Origin of the sequence: Klebsiella sp. D-Nf1 (assembly GCF_002810515.1) — a bacterium.
In the GTDB taxonomy this organism is placed as follows: domain Bacteria; phylum Pseudomonadota; class Gammaproteobacteria; order Enterobacterales; family Enterobacteriaceae; genus Klebsiella; species Klebsiella variicola.
In genome coordinates, this window is record NZ_PIOK01000001.1 from 604,899 (window position 1) to 621,494 (window position 16,596).

General features: G+C 56.7%; 15 protein-coding genes. 10 read left to right on the forward strand and 5 right to left on the reverse strand.

Annotation, left to right across the window (positions count from 1 at the left end; all coding sequences use genetic code 11):
* Nucleotides 1–15 precede the first annotated feature (15 nt).
* Nucleotides 16–636 (forward strand): L-threonylcarbamoyladenylate synthase, encoded by a 621-nt coding sequence (locus CWM54_RS02935; protein ID WP_100695905.1) that lies wholly within the window; start codon nucleotides 16–18, stop codon nucleotides 634–636.
* Between the two features lie 21 nt (nucleotides 637–657).
* Here CWM54_RS02935 and CWM54_RS02940 read toward each other — a convergent pair whose 3' ends face one another.
* Nucleotides 658–1,566, reverse strand: a complete 909-nt coding sequence (locus tag CWM54_RS02940; protein ID WP_100695907.1) for a DMT family transporter — start codon at nucleotides 1,564–1,566, stop codon at nucleotides 658–660.
* A gap of 111 nt (nucleotides 1,567–1,677) precedes the next feature.
* Here CWM54_RS02940 and gcvA point away from each other — a divergent pair, with 111 nt between their 5' ends.
* Nucleotides 1,678–2,577, forward strand: coding sequence for a transcriptional regulator GcvA (gcvA, locus tag CWM54_RS02945; protein ID WP_100696886.1), 900 nt, complete (start codon nucleotides 1,678–1,680; stop codon nucleotides 2,575–2,577).
* A gap of 281 nt (nucleotides 2,578–2,858) precedes the next feature.
* On the forward strand, nucleotides 2,859–3,761 hold the full coding sequence (gene rluB / locus CWM54_RS02950; protein WP_008807781.1) for a 23S rRNA pseudouridine(2605) synthase RluB: 903 nt from the start codon (nucleotides 2,859–2,861) through the stop codon (nucleotides 3,759–3,761).
* Nucleotides 3,762–3,821: 60 nt separating this feature from the next.
* Here the strand turns inward: rluB and cobO are convergent, their stop codons facing one another.
* A complete protein-coding gene (cobO, locus tag CWM54_RS02955; RefSeq protein ID WP_100695909.1) occupies nucleotides 3,822–4,412 on the reverse strand; it encodes a cob(I)yrinic acid a,c-diamide adenosyltransferase in 591 nt (196 codons plus the stop codon).
* The gene (locus tag CWM54_RS02960; protein WP_074386106.1) at nucleotides 4,409–5,170 is read right to left on the reverse strand and encodes a YciK family oxidoreductase; all 762 of its coding nucleotides are present in this window, start codon (nucleotides 5,168–5,170) and stop codon (nucleotides 4,409–4,411) included. Before CWM54_RS02960 ends, cobO begins: the two co-directional genes overlap by 4 nt.
* Nucleotides 5,171–5,425: 255 nt before the next feature.
* Between CWM54_RS02960 and sohB the strand changes: the two genes are divergently transcribed.
* Nucleotides 5,426–6,472 carry a protease SohB gene (gene sohB, locus CWM54_RS02970; protein WP_100680558.1) on the forward strand — a complete coding sequence of 349 codons (1,047 nt, stop codon included), beginning with the start codon at nucleotides 5,426–5,428 and terminating at the stop codon, nucleotides 6,470–6,472.
* A 47-nt stretch (nucleotides 6,473–6,519) separates the two neighbouring features.
* On the opposite strand, the gene CWM54_RS02975 is transcribed toward sohB, so the two are convergent.
* Nucleotides 6,520–6,771 (reverse strand): YciN family protein, encoded by a 252-nt coding sequence (locus CWM54_RS02975; RefSeq protein ID WP_002901761.1) that lies wholly within the window; start codon nucleotides 6,769–6,771, stop codon nucleotides 6,520–6,522.
* A gap of 406 nt (nucleotides 6,772–7,177) precedes the next feature.
* Here CWM54_RS02975 and topA point away from each other — a divergent pair, with 406 nt between their 5' ends.
* The 4 genes from topA to acnA all read left to right on the forward strand — a co-directional run bounded on the left by topA (nucleotide 7,178) and on the right by acnA (nucleotide 14,568).
* A complete protein-coding gene (gene topA, locus CWM54_RS02980; protein WP_008807785.1) occupies nucleotides 7,178–9,775 on the forward strand; it encodes a type I DNA topoisomerase in 2,598 nt (865 codons plus the stop codon).
* Between the two features lie 342 nt (nucleotides 9,776–10,117).
* The gene (cysB, locus tag CWM54_RS02985; RefSeq protein ID WP_008807786.1) at nucleotides 10,118–11,092 is read left to right on the forward strand and encodes an HTH-type transcriptional regulator CysB; all 975 of its coding nucleotides are present in this window, start codon (nucleotides 10,118–10,120) and stop codon (nucleotides 11,090–11,092) included.
* Between the two features lie 245 nt (nucleotides 11,093–11,337).
* The gene (locus CWM54_RS02990) at nucleotides 11,338–11,505 is read left to right on the forward strand and encodes a YmiA family putative membrane protein (protein WP_002901776.1); all 168 of its coding nucleotides are present in this window, start codon (nucleotides 11,338–11,340) and stop codon (nucleotides 11,503–11,505) included.
* Nucleotides 11,506–11,895: 390 nt separating this feature from the next.
* Nucleotides 11,896–14,568: an aconitate hydratase AcnA gene (gene acnA, locus CWM54_RS02995; protein ID WP_100680008.1), complete on the forward strand. Its 2,673-nt coding sequence runs from the start codon at nucleotides 11,896–11,898 to the stop codon at nucleotides 14,566–14,568.
* Between the two features lie 46 nt (nucleotides 14,569–14,614).
* On the opposite strand, the gene ribA is transcribed toward acnA, so the two are convergent.
* On the reverse strand, nucleotides 14,615–15,217 hold the full coding sequence (gene ribA / locus CWM54_RS03000) for a GTP cyclohydrolase II (protein ID WP_008807788.1): 603 nt from the start codon (nucleotides 15,215–15,217) through the stop codon (nucleotides 14,615–14,617).
* 163 nt (nucleotides 15,218–15,380) lie between these two features.
* Between ribA and pgpB the strand changes: the two genes are divergently transcribed.
* Both pgpB and CWM54_RS03010 read left to right on the forward strand, forming a co-directional pair.
* On the forward strand, nucleotides 15,381–16,148 hold the full coding sequence (pgpB, locus tag CWM54_RS03005; RefSeq protein ID WP_100695911.1) for a phosphatidylglycerophosphatase B: 768 nt from the start codon (nucleotides 15,381–15,383) through the stop codon (nucleotides 16,146–16,148).
* Between the two features lie 136 nt (nucleotides 16,149–16,284).
* Nucleotides 16,285–16,593: a LapA family protein gene (locus tag CWM54_RS03010; protein WP_012542047.1), complete on the forward strand. Its 309-nt coding sequence runs from the start codon at nucleotides 16,285–16,287 to the stop codon at nucleotides 16,591–16,593.
* Nucleotides 16,594–16,596: the final 3 nt, after the last annotated feature.

A 16,596-nucleotide genomic window follows, 5' to 3' on the forward strand; every position in this document is an offset into this window, starting at 1 on the left:
AATTGAGAGGGAAGTATGAGCCAGTTTTTTTATATCCATCCGGATAACCCGCAGGCGCGGTTGATTAACCAGGCGGTGGAGATTGTGCGTAAGGGCGGGGTGATCGTTTATCCGACCGACTCCGGCTACGCCCTGGGCTGCAAAATTGAAGACAAGGGCGCGATGGAGCGGATCTGCCGTATCCGTCAGTTGCCTGACGGCCACAACTTTACCCTGATGTGCCGCGATCTGTCCGAGCTGTCAACCTACGCTTTTGTAGACAACGTGGCGTTTCGTCTGATGAAAAACAACACGCCGGGCAACTACACCTTTATCCTCAAGGGGACCAAAGAAGTGCCGCGCCGGCTGCTGCAGGAGAAACGTAAAACCATCGGCATGCGCGTCCCGTCTAACCCCATTGCTCAGGCGTTGCTCGAGACTTTAGGCGAACCGATGCTGTCCACGTCGCTGATGCTGACCGGCAGCGACTTTACTGAGTCCGACCCGGAAGAGATCAAAGATCGTCTGGAGAAAGTGGTGGACCTCATCATTCACGGCGGTTTCCTTGGGCAGCAGCCGACCACGGTTATCGACCTGACGGAAGATACCCCGGTGGTGCTGCGCGAAGGCGTCGGCGACGTGAAGCCTTTCCTCTGATCGTCCTCGTCGGGCGGTGGTTCATACTCCGCCCGACACCCCGCGTTTCCTTCCTGACGGGACGACAATCAACCACAGCGCCAGACCGATCAGCAGTGCGCCGAGAATCAGCCCTTTTTGTATGGCCTCTCCGAGGCACAGATAGCCCCACAGCGCCGCAAAAGGTGGGATCAAAAAGGTCACCGACAGCGAACGCAGCGGTCCAATATCAGCAATCAGGCGAAAATAGAGAATATACCCTGCTGCCGTACAGACCACGCCTAGCATGACTATCGCTATCCACGGCAGGCTCTGTCGCCAGTCTATGACCGGACCATACCAGCCTGACCAGAGAAAGAAAGGCAACAGAAACAGCGTGGCGCCGACCTGGCTGCCCAACGCAACGCGCTCAGCCTCAAGGCCGCCCTGCTGCTGGATCCAGCTGCGGGTCAGGAAACCGGCCAGACCGTAACAAGCGGTTGCGATCAGGCAGGCCCCGATCCCTGGCAGCAGGAGGGCGGTGCTGAGGCTGGAGGTTGGGCGCGCAATGACTGCCACGCCAATGGCGCCCAGTAACGCGCCGCCGCCTTTGCGCAGGGTTAACGGTTCTGCAAAGCATAACGCGCCGATAAGCATTCCCATCATCGGCGCCGTGGCGTTGAGCGTGGCGGAGTACCCTGCCGGCAGCCACTGTGCGGCAAGGCAGTACATCAGAAAAGGAAGGCCTGAATTAATGACCCCCAGCTTCAGAGTGGATATGAATTTTCCCTGATACCCGCTCCATTTATCCTGCACGCCGAGTAACAGCCCGAGCGCGATAGCGGCGAACAGTACGCGAAGAAAAGCGCTGGTCATCGCCCCGAAGGCCGGGGTGGTGATGCGCATAAACAAAAAACTGGCGCCCCAGAGAGCGGCGAGCAGCAGCAGGCGGCCATAGTCGATAACACGCATGATTGACTCCTTGTAGTCACGAAGGAAGTCAACTGTAGAACTCACGTGCAGCGTCCGACAAACGCGTTATGCTTACATGATTAAGTTATTCTTAACTGAGATTCCATGTTGATGAAACTTCCACCGCTGAATGCGCTACGCTGCTTTGAAGCGGCGGCACGGCTGCTCAGTCTGAAGCAGGCCGCCAGTGAGCTTTGCGTTACGCCCAGCGCCGTCAGCCAGCAAATTGCCCGCCTCGAGGAAGCGCTAAATACCCCGCTTTTTATTCGTACTCCCAGACAGTTACAGTTAACGGAGGTGGGGGAGATCTACCTGCGGGCCGTTCAGCCCGCGTTTCTCAAGATAGCCGCCGCCACTCATCGCCTGCAGGTGCCCGCGGGGCCAGAAAAGGTGACACTCAGCTGTACCAGCGGCTTCGCCATTCAGTGGCTGTTGCCACGGCTGGCTGATTTTGAACGACGTTATCCACAGATTGAGATCCAGATCGGCACCACTAACCGGCGAGTAGATTTGCTGAGTGAAGGGATCGATTTTGCCGTGCGTCATGGTGTCGGCGGCTGGCTGGAACTGCAGGCTTACCGTCTGCTGGATGACGACCTTATCCCGGTCTGCAGTCCGCAGCTGATTGCTCCGCGCCGGACCCTTACCGATGTGAGCGAGCTGCTACAGTATCCGCTGTTGCACGATGAACATCGTGAAGACTGGGCGCTGTGGTGTAAGGCCGTGGGGCTGGAGCCGCACCGCGCGCGCCGCGGTCCGGTGTTCACTGATTCCAACGGCGTGACGGAGGCGGCGTTCGCCGGTATGGGGATGGCATTACTGCGACGTTCATTCATAGCGCCTGCGCTGACGCAGGGGCGGCTGGTTAATCCTCTGCCGCAGCCCATCGCCTGTCCACTGGCCTATCATCTGGTTTACCACGAGACCGCGCTGCTGGCGCCTGCCAACCGCTGTTTTCGCGACTGGCTGCTCGACCAGCGCCCGGCTGTTGCTGAGGAGGGCGCGCAGTAAGGGGAGCTCACTGTCCGGTAAAGACCTCCATACGTGAATGTGCACAGGAGAATGAGGAAAATCTGTTCCATACTAAAGGCGCGATGCGGCGAACAGAAGCTTTCCCGACGAAGTTAGTGTAGTATGTTCGGCCACGATTACGGGCTCGCGGTGAATGTTTAGCGCATGTCAGCGAGACTTTACGTAAAAAGTATATACGTAACAATGAGTTGTTGATACAGGCCTCATTGTTTCATAAAGCATACCAGACGCCTGGGAAGGCGACACCTTAAGGAAGCTCAATGAGCGAGAAACTGCAAAAAGTGCTGGCCCGCGCTGGCCACGGCTCCCGCCGTGAAATTGAAGCGAAAATCGAAGCTGGCCGCGTCAGCGTCGACGGAAAAATCGCCACCCTCGGCGATCGTGTGGAAATCGTCCCCGGTTTAAAAATTCGTATCGATGGTCATCTGATCTCGGTGAAAGAGTCTGCTGAGCAGATCTGTCGCGTGCTGGCTTACTATAAGCCGGAAGGCGAGCTGTGCACCCGTAACGATCCGGAAGGGCGCCCGACGGTGTTTGATCGTCTGCCAAAACTGCGCGGCGCGCGCTGGATTGCCGTTGGCCGTCTGGACGTGAACACCTGCGGCCTGCTGCTGTTCACCACCGATGGCGAACTGGCAAACCGCCTGATGCATCCGAGCCGTGAAGTCGAGCGTGAGTACGCCGTTCGCGTTTTCGGCCAGGTGGATGATGATAAGCTGCGTCAGCTATCTCGCGGCGTGCAATTAGAAGATGGCCCGGCAGCATTTAAAACCATCAAATTCACCGGCGGTGAAGGGATTAACCAGTGGTACAACGTCACTCTGACCGAAGGGCGTAACCGCGAAGTACGTCGCCTTTGGGAAGCGGTCGGTGTGCAGGTCAGCCGCCTGATCCGCGTGCGCTACGGCGATATTCTGCTGCCGAAAGGCCTGCCGCGCGGCGGCTATACCGAACTCGACCTGGCGCAGACCAACTACCTGCGCGAGCTGGTGGAGCTGACGCCGGAAACCAGTTCTAAAGTTGCTGTCGAGAAAGACCGTCGCCGGATGAAAGCCAATCAGATCCGTCGGGCGGTGAAGCGTCACAGCCAGACCAGCGCTAACCCGCGCCAGGGTAACAACAGCAACCGTCGTTCCAGTACTCGCAATAAGACCAACGGTTAATGTTGTGCGTTCCGGTGGCTTGCCGCCGGAACGCGTACTGCCTTTCGCCGTATCAGGCCCTCAGTAGTCAATTCCCATCTGCGCTTTAATCCCGGCATCAAACGCATGCTTGACCGGACGCAGTTCGCTGACAGTATCCGCCAGTTCAATAATATCGCGATGGCAGCCGCGGCCGGTAATGATCACCGACTGATGGGCAGGACGCTCACGCAGGGCGCTCAGCACCGACTCCAGCGGCAGGTAATCGTACGCCACCATGTAGGTCAGCTCATCCAGCAACACCAGATCGAGCTGGTTGTCAGCGAGCATACGGCGGGCATGCTCCCAGACCGCCAGACAGGCGGCGGTGTCGCTGTCGCGGTCCTGGGTGTTCCAGGTGAAGCCTGTCGCCATCACCTGAAATTCGACGCCGTGGGGTTCCAGCAGGTTACGCTCACCGTTAGGCCAGGTCCCCTTGATAAACTGGATCACGCCGACCTTTTTGCCGTGGCCGACGGCGCGGGTCGCGGTGCCAAAGGCGGCGGTGGTTTTGCCTTTGCCGTTGCCGGTAAAGACCATCACAATGCCGCGTTCGTCCTGGGCTGCCGCCACCCGGGCGTCAACTTTATCTTTCAGCCGCTGCTGGCGTTCGCGGTAGCGTTCATCACTCATTGGGCAATTCCTGGCTTACGGCCCGGTTGGGCGTCAAAGGTCATTCCCGTCTTGCGGCGACTGTCGTCACCCATCAGCCACAGATAGACGGGCATGATGTCAGCGGGGGTCTTCAGTTTTAGCGGATCTTCCGTCGGGAAGGCGCTGGCGCGCATCCCGGTGCGGGTGCCGCCGGGGTTGATGCAGTTCACCCGCAGATGGCGGCTTTGGTACTCGTCGGCCAGCACCTGCATCATCCCTTCGGTGGCGAATTTGGAGACCGCATAGGCGCCCCAGTTGGCGCGACCCTGACGGCCAACGCTGGACGAGGTGAAGACCAGCGAGCCCGCATCCGAACGGAGTAATAAAGGAAGAAGCGCCTGGGTCAACATAAAGGTGCCATTGACGTTCACCTGCATCACCTGCTGCCAGACCTCCGGCTTCTGCTCGTCCATAGGGCAGATGTCGCCGAGCAGGCCGGCGTTGTGCAGCACGCCGTCAAGACGGGGATAGTGCATACTTATCTGCTGCGCCAGCTGCTGGCACTCCTGTGGTGTGCAGGTTAGCAGGTCGAGAGTAAACCAGCGGGCGGGAAGGCCGCCCTCGCGTTCAATCTCCTGGGCGACGGCGCGCAATTTTTCGTCGTTGCGGCCAAGCAGGATCACGCTGGCGCTGTAGCGTGCGTAGGTCAGGGCCGCTTCACGACCAATCCCGTCGCTGGCGCCGGTGACCAGGATGATGCGATCTTTCAGCAAGTGGCGTTGCGGTTGATAATGCACGGCGACTCCTTGGGCGATCGGTTCCCGATCGCGCTTCATCTTTGGTATCTCACTTTTGCGCTGTTATGCCTGAAAGCGCTCGCCATTGCAATCGGCGAAGCGGAAAGTATTCAGAAAATTAATATCTTGCAACGATTTCAACCTCGCTGAAAAAAAACGGAATCCGCTGCGCACAAGACACAAAGCACAAAGACTTCTCGCCAGGGGCTGATGTACACTGTGCAGCAACGTCAGTGCTTTACACAAGGTGAAAACGTGGAATTACTTGCTCAGTACGGCTTATTTTTAGCCAAGATCGCGACGGTTGTCGTCGCTATCGCGGTGATTGCCGCTATTATCGTCAACCTGGCCCAGCGCAAGAAGCAACGCGGCGAGCTGCGGGTGACCAATCTTAGCGAGCATTATAAAGAGATGAAGGAATCACTGGCGGTGGCGCTGCTGGACGGGCCGCAGCAGAAGCAGTGGCATAAGACGCAGAAAAAAAAGCAAAAACAAGAGGCGAAGGCCGCGAAAGCGCGGGCGAAGCTGGGTAACGTGGAGCCAGAAGGCAAGCCGCGCGCCTGGGTGCTGGATTTCAAAGGCAGCATGGATGCCCATGAGGTCAACAGCCTGCGGGAAGAGATCACGGCGGTACTGGCGGCGGCGAAAGCGCGTGACCAGGTGGTGATTCGTCTGGAAAGCCCCGGCGGGGTGGTGCACGGTTACGGGCTGGCAGCCTCTCAGCTGCAGCGGTTGCGTGACAAACAGATCCCGCTGACGGTGGCGGTTGACAAAGTGGCGGCCAGCGGCGGCTATATGATGGCTTGCGTGGCGAACAAAATTGTGTCGGCACCGTTTGCGATCCTTGGCTCCATTGGCGTGGTGGCGCAGATCCCTAACCTCCATCGCTTCCTGAAGAACAAAGATATTGATATCGAACTGCACACCGCTGGTCAGTACAAGCGAACCCTCACTATGCTGGGTGAAAATACCGAAGAAGGGCGGCGCAAGTTCCGTGAGGATCTCAATGAGACGCACCATCTGTTCAAGGATTTCGTCCATCGGATGCGTCCGGGACTTGATATTGAGCAGGTAGCTACCGGCGAGCACTGGTACGGGGTGCAGGCGCTGGAAAAAGGGCTGGTGGATGCGGTTGAAACCAGCGATGAGCTGTTGCTGGGGCTCATGGAGAGCCACGAGGTGATCGGGGTGCGTTATCAACAGCGTAAGAAAATGCTCGACCGCTTCACCGGTAGCGCCGCGGAGAGCGCCGATCGACTTCTGCTGCGCTGGTGGCAGCGCGGTCAGAAACCGCTGATGTAAACAACATAACGCGAGGCCAGGGCCTCGCGTTATCGTTTCCACTGGCCTTAATCGACCAGGTGATACTTGTCCGACAGCTCGTGGGCGAGGTACTTAAACATGTTAAATACCGCCGTACTCTTCGGCGTCGGTAAACCTTGCTCGTCAAGATAAAACTCACCGCTAAACACCAGGACATTGTTGCGCTGAACGACGTCGGTGGCTTCGATACCGGCTAACGTATCCTCATGTTCGCGAATAAGTTTGTTGGCTTTTTCGAGCAGCGTCTGGCGATCGATAGGTTGGGTTGTACCTTGCATAACGGACTCCTCTTTTTCTCCGCGCGTAGTTTACGCCGCGCCGCGGCGTGGGGCAAATTTTCCATGGTCAAAACAAGGGTAATCGTAACCAGTGGAGAAACAGCCGTTTACTGGCGGGATTCGCTTTTGCATGCTAATAAAGTTGCGTAACGAATTTTATCAGGTACAGTGTGACGCTTTCGGCGATCTGGCAACAGATTTGCTTGACATTCGGCCAAAAATTCTTCGTGCTATGTCACCTGACGAAAAAAAGTCAGCAAACTCAAACGCCTGGTTTTACGGAGATGAAACGGGTGTTCAGGGTTGATATTCACCGACGGTGCCGCAACATATGAGGCAGTCGCCAGTGGAGGGTGTATGAATGTGCGATGTATTCCTGGATGAATCAAATTAGGTAAAGGTGAATATGGGTAAAGCTCTCGTTATCGTTGAGTCCCCGGCAAAAGCCAAAACGATCAATAAGTATCTGGGTAATGACTACGTGGTGAAATCCAGCGTCGGTCATATCCGCGATTTGCCGACCAGTGGATCAGCTTCCAAAAAGAGCACCGACTCTACCGCCACCAAAGGGGCTAAAAAGCCTAAAAAGGACGAACGTGGTGCTCTGGTTAACCGCATGGGCGTGGACCCATGGCATGACTGGAATGCGCACTATGAAGTACTTCCGGGTAAAGAAAAGGTAGTTTCAGAACTCAAACAGTTGGCAGAAAAAGCTGACCACATCTATCTCGCAACCGACCTTGACCGCGAAGGGGAAGCCATTGCCTGGCACCTGCGGGAAGTGATCGGTGGCGATGAACAGCGTTACAGCCGCGTGGTGTTCAATGAGATCACCAAAAACGCTATTCGTCAGGCCTTTGAAAAGCCGGGCGAACTGAATATCGATCGGGTTAACGCCCAGCAGGCGCGCCGCTTTATGGACCGCGTGGTGGGCTATATGGTCTCGCCGCTGCTGTGGAAGAAAATTGCCCGTGGTCTTTCTGCCGGGCGCGTGCAGTCCGTTGCGGTCCGCCTGGTGGTGGAACGTGAGCGTGAAATCAAAGCCTTCGTCCCGGAAGAGTACTGGGAAGTTGATGCCAGCACCACCACGCCGGGCGGCGACGCGCTGCCTCTGCAGGTGACCCATAAAGACGATAAGCCGTTCCGTCCGGTCAGCCGTGATGAGACCATGGCGGCGGTATCGCTGCTGGAAAAAGCCAGCTACAGCGTGCTGGAGCGAGAAGACAAGCCGACCAGCAGCAAGCCGGGCGCGCCGTTCATCACCTCCACGCTGCAGCAGGCGGCCAGCACCCGTCTCGGCTTCGGCGTGAAAAAGACCATGATGATGGCTCAACGTCTCTATGAGGCGGGGCACATCACCTATATGCGTACCGACTCCACCAACCTGAGTCAGGACGCGCTGAACATGGTTCGCGGTTATATCAGCGACAACTTTGGCAAAAAATATCTGCCGGAGAGCGCTAACCAGTACGCCAGCAAAGAAAACTCGCAGGAAGCGCACGAAGCGATTCGTCCTTCTGATGTGAGCGTGCTGGCGGAAACGCTGAAAGATATGGAAGCCGATGCGCAGAAGCTCTATCAGCTGATCTGGCGCCAGTTTGTCGCCTGTCAGATGACGCCGGCGCAATACGATTCCACCACGCTGACCGTGGCGGCGGGCGATTTCAAACTGAAAGCGCGCGGTCGTACCTTACGTTTCGACGGCTGGACCAAAGTGATGCCGGCGCTGCGCAAGGGCGATGAAGACCGGACGTTGCCGGTGGTCAAACAGGGCGACCGCCTGAGCCTGGTGGAGCTGACGCCTGCGCAGCACTTTACCAAGCCGCCGGCGCGCTTCAGCGAAGCTTCGCTGGTCAAAGAGCTGGAAAAACGCGGTATCGGCCGTCCTTCCACCTACGCTTCGATCATCTCGACCATTCAGGATCGCGGCTACGTGCGGGTGGAAAACCGTCGTTTCTACGCGGAGAAAATGGGCGAAATCGTCACCGATCGGCTGGAAGAAAACTTCCGCGATCTGATGAACTACGACTTCACCGCGCAGATGGAAGATCGTCTCGACCAGGTGGCCAACCACCAGGCCGAGTGGAAAGAGGTGCTGAACCACTTCTTCGGCGATTTTACCACTCAGCTGGAGACCGCGGAGAAAGATCCGGAAGAGGGCGGCATGCAGCCGAACCCGATGGTGCTTACCAGCATCGACTGCCCGACCTGTGGACGTAAAATGGGGATCCGTACTGCCAGTACCGGCGTTTTCCTCGGCTGTTCGGGCTATGCCCTGCCGCCGAAAGAGCGTTGCAAAACCACCATCAACCTGGTGCCGGAAAACGAAGTCCTCAACGTGCTGGAAGGCGATGACGCGGAAACCAACGCGCTGCGCGCCAAACGTCGCTGTCAGAAGTGCGGGACGGCAATGGACAGCTACCTTATCGATCCCAAGCGTAAACTGCACGTTTGTGGTAATAACCCGACCTGCGACGGCTATGAGATTGAAGAGGGCGAGTTCCGCATCAAGGGCTATGACGGTCCGGTAGTAGAGTGCGAGAAGTGCGGTTCTGAAATGCACCTGAAAATGGGGCGTTTCGGCAAGTACATGGCCTGTACCAACGACGAGTGTAAAAACACGCGTAAGATCCTGCGCAATGGCGAAGTGGCTCCGCCGAAGGAAGATCCGGTGCCGCTGCCGGAGCTGCCGTGCGAGAAGTCTGACGCATACTTCGTGTTGCGCGACGGGGCGGCGGGTGTCTTCCTGGCGGCCAACACCTTCCCGAAATCACGGGAAACGCGTGCGCCGCTGGTGGAAGAGCTGTACCGCTTCCGCGATCGTCTGCCGGAAAAACTGCGCTATCTCGCCGATGCGCCGCAGCAGGATCCGGAAGGTAATAAAACGCTGGTGCGCTTTAGCCGTAAAACGAAACAGCAGTACGTGGCTTCCGAAAAAGAGGGCAAAGCGACCGGCTGGTCAGCCTTCTTTATCGACGGTAAATGGACTGAAGCCAAGAAGTAATTGTGCATGACCAGGCAGGAAAAGCGCGCTTTTCCTGCTCTAACGACCGGCAGAAGCAGTGGATGCTTCTGCCGCATCGTTTCCCCTTCTGGATCGGCTTTTCTTCCCCTTATAACCACCTATATTATTTTTCGTTAGTATCTATACACTGTTGATATAAATGATATAGTGGTTATAGTTAATCCCTTTTTTATTATTAAAACGTCTTATACATCATCGCTTTCAGGATGCGTTGCGGCGCCACTATGGCCAACTGCCGGGAGGCCGGGCCTCACGGTCGACAAGTTGCCTGAACGTAAAGTGTATTAAGCGGCTTCATTTTACGCGCAAACGGATATCAGCATGAAACTACAACAGCTTCGCTACATCGTTGAGGTGGTGAACCATAACCTGAATGTTTCATCCACCGCCGAAGGGCTTTATACCTCCCAGCCGGGCATCAGTAAGCAGGTCCGCATGCTGGAAGATGAGCTGGGCATCCAGATCTTTGCCCGCAGCGGCAAACATTTAACCCAGGTGACGCCTGCCGGGCAGGAGATCATCCGTATCGCCCGCGAGGTGTTGTCGAAAGTCGATGCGATCAAATCTGTCGCCGGGGAGCATACCTGGCCTGATAAAGGGTCGTTATATGTGGCGACGACCCATACTCAAGCGCGCTATGCGTTACCGGGAGTGATCAAGGGCTTTATTGAACGCTACCCGCGCGTGTCGCTGCATATGCATCAGGGCTCGCCAACCCAGATTGCAGAAGCCGTATCGAAAGGCAATGCCGACTTCGCCATCGCCACCGAGGCGCTGCATCTGTATGACGATCTGGTGATGTTGCCATGCTATCACTGGAACCGGTCGATTGTGGTGACGCCTGAGCATCCTCTGGCCGCGAAGGGCTCGGTTTCCATTGAAGAGCTGGCGCAGTACCCGCTGGTGACCTATACCTTTGGCTTTACCGGTCGTTCGGAACTGGATACTGCGTTTAACCGTGCGGGCCTGACGCCGCGCATTGTCTTTACCGCCACTGACGCCGACGTCATCAAAACCTATGTTCGTCTGGGCCTTGGGGTAGGGGTGATTGCCAGCATGGCGGTCGATCCGGTCTCTGACCCTGATCTGGTGAAGCTGGATGCGAACGGTATATTCAGCCACAGCACCACCAAAATTGGTTTCCGCCGTAGCACCTTCTTACGAAGCTACATGTATGATTTTATTCAACGTTTTGCACCCCATCTGACCCGGGATGTCGTGGATACTGCGGTGGCTTTGCGGTCAAATGAAGATATAGAAGCGATGTTTAAAGATATAAAACTTCCGGAAAAATAACCCTTAAAAAAACAATGGCATTCCCTGTGGGGAGTGCCATTGACTATCATGGTCCCAATTTAACATCTTAAACCTCGAACCAATCACAAAATTAATAATTTCTGGCAACACGTTTGTCATTATGCCCGCCGCGATCAAATAACCGGTTAAATATATTCCATCAGGCCTAAATTCACTGGATTAATCTTTTATCCATAATTAAGATTTATCTGTACCTGATGATTTGAGCAATTGGTGGTGACAATATGATAAGTAATATCGATTACATGAAACTGGCGATGTCATACGAGAATGACAAAACCGAAATCGATCCCGTTCTGCGTAGTCGCGTATGGGGCGTAGTGTTGGTAGGGCTGGCGATGTTCTGGAGCATCATCGCGCTTACCATCTGCAACATCTGGATTGTCAGCTAAAGCTGTAGGTCATCGTTGTAGATACATGTCATTTTTATGACAGTGAAAGGAAACGGTAATATAAGATCAGTGACCGGCAATACAGGGAGAATATATTTTGCCGCTGGATTCATCCAATCTGAAATCACTCACAAGAGCTAATCATAGCCAGCTGGCCGATTAGCTCTTTTTTTGTCCTCGTGTACTAATACAATATCGGCTTAATCATCGCTTCTGCACTATTTTGGTGCTATTTCTCCGATTCCAGGATAATTCCCGAATAATCACTCTCGCCATCTGCGCATTTAGCAATTTGGGTTGTTATCAAAGTGTTATGCTCTGCATGTGTTATCTTTAATGGAGACCCTGAGGAGAATCGGGGTATGCCATCCCTGAGATAAAGGAGGAGCTATGTCGTCAACCCTACGAGAAGCCAGTAAGGACACGCTGCTGGTCAACGAGAAAACCTGGCATTACTACAGTCTGCCGCTGGCAGAGAAGCAGCTGGGCGATCTTAGTCGACTGCCTAAGTCGCTGAAGGTGCTGATGGAGAACCTGCTGCGCTGGCAGGACGGTGACTCGGTGACAGAAGAAGATATTCGTGCCCTGGCCGGCTGGCTGCAACAGGCCCATGCCGACCGGGAGATAGCCTACCGTCCGGCGCGCGTTCTGATGCAGGACTTTACCGGCGTGCCGGCAGTGGTGGATCTGGCCGCCATGCGCGAGGCGGTGAAGCGCCTGGGCGGCGACACCGCGAAAGTGAATCCGCTGTCGCCTGTAGACCTGGTGATCGACCACTCGGTCACCGTCGACCGCTTCGGCGATGACGAGGCCTTCGAAGATAACGTCCGTCTGGAAATGGAACGTAACCACGAACGTTACGCTTTTTTGCGCTGGGGTCAGCAGGCCTTCAGCCGCTTCAGCGTGGTGCCGCCGGGCACCGGTATTTGTCACCAGGTCAACCTGGAATACCTCGGTCGGGCCGTCTGGAGCGAAGAGGTGAACGGGAAATGGATGGCGTGGCCGGATACGCTGGTGGGCACCGACTCCCATACCACCATGATTAACGGTCTCGGCGTACTGGGCTGGGGCGTGGGCGGGATTGAAGCGGAAGCCGCCATGCTGGGCCAGCCGGTGTCGATGCTGATCCCGGATGTCGTGGGCTTTAAGCTCAGTGGCAAACTGCGTGAAGGCATTACCGCCACCGATCTGGTGCTGACGGTCACTCAGATGCTGCGCCAGCACGGTGTCGTCGGCAAGTTTGTTGAATTCTACGGCGATGGCCTGGATACCTTACCCCTGGCCGATCGCGCCACCATCGCCAATATGGCGCCGGAGTATGGCGCCACCTGTGGCTTCTTCCCGATCGATGACGTGACGCTCAGCTATATGCGTCTCAGCGGCCGTAGCGAAGAGCAGGTCGCGCTGGTGGAAGCCTATGCCAAAGCGCAGGGCATGTGGCGCAAACCTGGCGATGAGCCGGTCTTTACCAGCACCCTGGCGCTGGACATGGGCAGCGTTGAGGCAAGCCTTGCCGGGCCGAAGCGGCCGCAGGATCGCGTGGCGCTGGGCGATGTACCGAAAGCCTTCGCCGCCAGCGGCGAGCTGGAGGTTAACCATCTTCAGCGTCAGCGCCAGCCGGTGGATTATACGCTGAACGGGCATCACTATTCGCTACCGGACGGCGCTGTGGCCATTGCGGCGATCACCTCCTGTACCAATACCTCCAACCCCAGCGTGCTGATGGCCGCCGGTCTGCTGGCGAAAAAAGCCGTCGAGCGAGGACTGCAGCCGCAGCCGTGGGTAAAAGCTTCCCTGGCTCCAGGCTCGAAAGTGGTGTCGGATTATCTGGCCCATGCCGGCCTGACGCCTTACCTCGACCAGCTCGGTTTTAATCTGGTGGGATATGGCTGTACCACCTGTATCGGTAACTCTGGTCCGTTGCCGGAGCCTATCGAAGAGGCGATTAAAAAGGGCGACCTGACCGTCGGGGCAGTGCTTTCCGGTAACCGTAACTTCGAAGGGCGTATCCATCCGCTGGTGAAAACCAACTGGCTGGCCTCACCGCCGCTGGTGGTTGCTTACGCGCTGGCGGGGAACATGAACATCGATCTTACCCGCGAGCCGTTGGGGCAGGGCAGCGATGGTAAGCCGGTCTATCTGAAAGATATCTGGCCGAGCGGGGAGGAGATTGCCCGCGCGGTGGAACAGGTCTCCACCGAGATGTTCCGCAAAGAGTACGCGGAAGTGTTTTCCGGTACTGAGGAGTGGAAAGCAATCAAGGTAGAGGCGTCAGATACCTATGACTGGCAGGAGGACTCGACTTATATTCGCCTGTCGCCGTTCTTTGACGAGATGGGCGTCGAGCCGCTGCCGGTGGAGGATATTCATGGTGCGCGGATCCTCGCCATGCTGGGCGATTCAGTGACCACTGACCACATTTCGCCGGCGGGGAGCATCAAAGCCGATAGCCCGGCAGGCCGCTATCTGCAGGAGCATGGGGTTGCCCGGCGCGACTTTAACTCCTATGGTTCCCGTCGCGGTAACCATGAGGTGATGATGCGCGGCACCTTCGCCAATATCCGTATTCGTAACGAAATGGTGCCGGGAGTGGAAGGCGGTATGACCCGGCATCTGCCGGACCGCGAACCGGTGGCGATCTACGATGCGGCGATGCGGTATAAAGCGGAAGGCATTCCGCTGGCGGTGATTGCCGGTAAGGAATATGGGTCTGGTTCCAGCCGCGACTGGGCGGCGAAGGGGCCGCGCCTGCTGGGCATTCGGGTGGTGATCGCCGAGTCCTTCGAACGTATCCACCGCTCCAACCTGATCGGGATGGGGATTTTACCGCTGGAGTTCCCGCAGGGCGTCACCCGCAAAACGCTGCAGTTGACCGGGGAAGAGCAGGTTGATATCAGCAATCTGCAGTCGCTTCAGCCTGGCGCTACGGTGCCGGTGACCCTGACTCGCGCTGACGGCTCGCAGGAAGTGATCCCCTGTCGGTGCCGTATCGACACGGCGACCGAGCTTACCTACTACCGCAACGACGGCATTCTGCACTACGTCATCCGCAATATGCTGTAAAACAAAGGGCCAGCATCGCTGGCCCTTTCTCTTTGATCTAAACGATTTACTCCGCCGGCTTGCTGTTCAGCAGATGGCCCATTTTGGCGGCTTTGGTATCCAGGTAGTGAGCGTTTTTGGGGTTGCGCCCGACGATCAGCGGTACGCGCTCCACAATGTTGATTCCGGCTTCGGTAAGAATTTCCACTTTTTTCGGGTTATTGGTTAATAAGCGCACCTGCTCAACGTTGAGCAGTTTGAACATATCGGCGCACAGGGTGAAGTCACGCTCATCGGCGGCGAAGCCCAGCTGATGGTTTGCCTCAACGGTGTCGTAGCCCTGATCCTGCAGCGCGTAGGCGCGGATCTTATTCAATAAACCAATGTTGCGTCCTTCCTGACGGTGATAGAGCAGGATCCCCCGACCTTCTTCGGCGATATGCGACAGGGCCGCTTCCAGCTGAAAGCCACAATCACAGCGCAGACTAAACAAGGCATCGCCCGTCAGACACTCTGAATGGACACGGGCCAGGACCGGCGACTGCCCCGAAATATCGCCATACACCAACGCGACATGATCTTGTCCGGTTGCCAGTTCTTCAAAACCCACCATCAGGAAATCGCCCCATGGGGTTGGCAGTTTGGCTTCTGCCACACGTTTAAGCTGCATGTGATTCTCCAGATTCTGTCAGCACCTGAATGTGCTTTCTGTTTGTCGCTATTTTGCCACAAGGCCGGGACGTTCTCCTAATCGCGAACGGTTAGCCGCGTGGAAAGCGCACAAACGAACTACTTTCCGCTATGATGTTCATCTACAAGGAGAAGGAGAGAAAATGCTGTTGATTGCCCGACGAACCGCTCTCGCGGCGGCGCTGCTGCTTGTTATGCCTGTTACGGTCTGGCTGTCTGGTTGGCTGTGGCAGCCAGGACTGCCGGTTGCTATGTTGAAAACCCTCTGGTGGGTGACGGAAACGGTGACGCAGCCGTGGGGAATTATCACGCATGTCGCCCTGTGCGGCTGGTTTCTCTGGTGTCTGCGCTACCGGCTGCGCGCGGCACTGATCCTGTTCCTGATTCTTGCCGCCGCCATCCTGGCGGGACAGGGGATTAAATCCTGGGTCAAAGAGCGGGTTCAGGAGCCGAGACCCTTTGTCATCTGGCTGGAAAACTCAAGACAGGTGCCGGTGACGCAATTCTATGCGTTGAAGCGTAAAGAACGCGCTAAACTGGTGCATGCTCAGCTGGCGCAGGCGCAGGACATTCCGCCATTTTTACGCAAGCACTGGCAGAAAGAGACGGGCTTTGCTTTCCCGTCTGGTCACACGATGTTCGCCGCCAGCTGGGCACTGCTGGCCGCCGGACTTCTGTGGCCGCGTCGGCGTTGGGGCACGGTCGCCGTGCTGCTGGTATGGGCGACGGCGGTGATGGGCAGTCGTCTGGCGCTGGGCATGCATTGGCCGCTGGATCTCATTGTCGCCACGCTGATCTCCTGGCTGCTGGTCACGGTGGCCTGCTGGCTGACGCAGCGCCTGTGCGGACCGCTCTCGCCGCCGGGGGAGGAGGCGCAGGATATTAAAAAACGGATGCCCGAAGCGGAATAATGTTGATTTTAGCGGCATCCGACCGCATATCCTGTACAGTTGCCATGCTTTTTCATTCCACCGCTGCGGCGAAAATGATACTTTATAGGGCTGAAAGCGGGCTTTTTTACGCGCAACCCACATAACGGGAAGTCATGTGAAATATTTACTCATTTTCTTACTGGTGCTAGCAATCTTCGTCATTTCAGTGACGCTGGGGGCGCAGAATGACCAACAGGTCACGTTCAACTATTTACTCGCGCAGGGTGAATTCCGCATTTCGACGCTGCTGGCGGTGCTGTTCGCCGCGGGCTTTGCCATTGGCTGGCTGATCTGCGGCCTGTTCTGGCTGCGGGTGCGTGTCTCGCTGGCGCGCGCGGAGCGAAAAATTAAGCGCCTTGAGCACCAGATTGCCCCCGTCAGCCCGGTCGCTGTCGACGCAGGCGTGCCTGCCGTGAAGGAATAACCT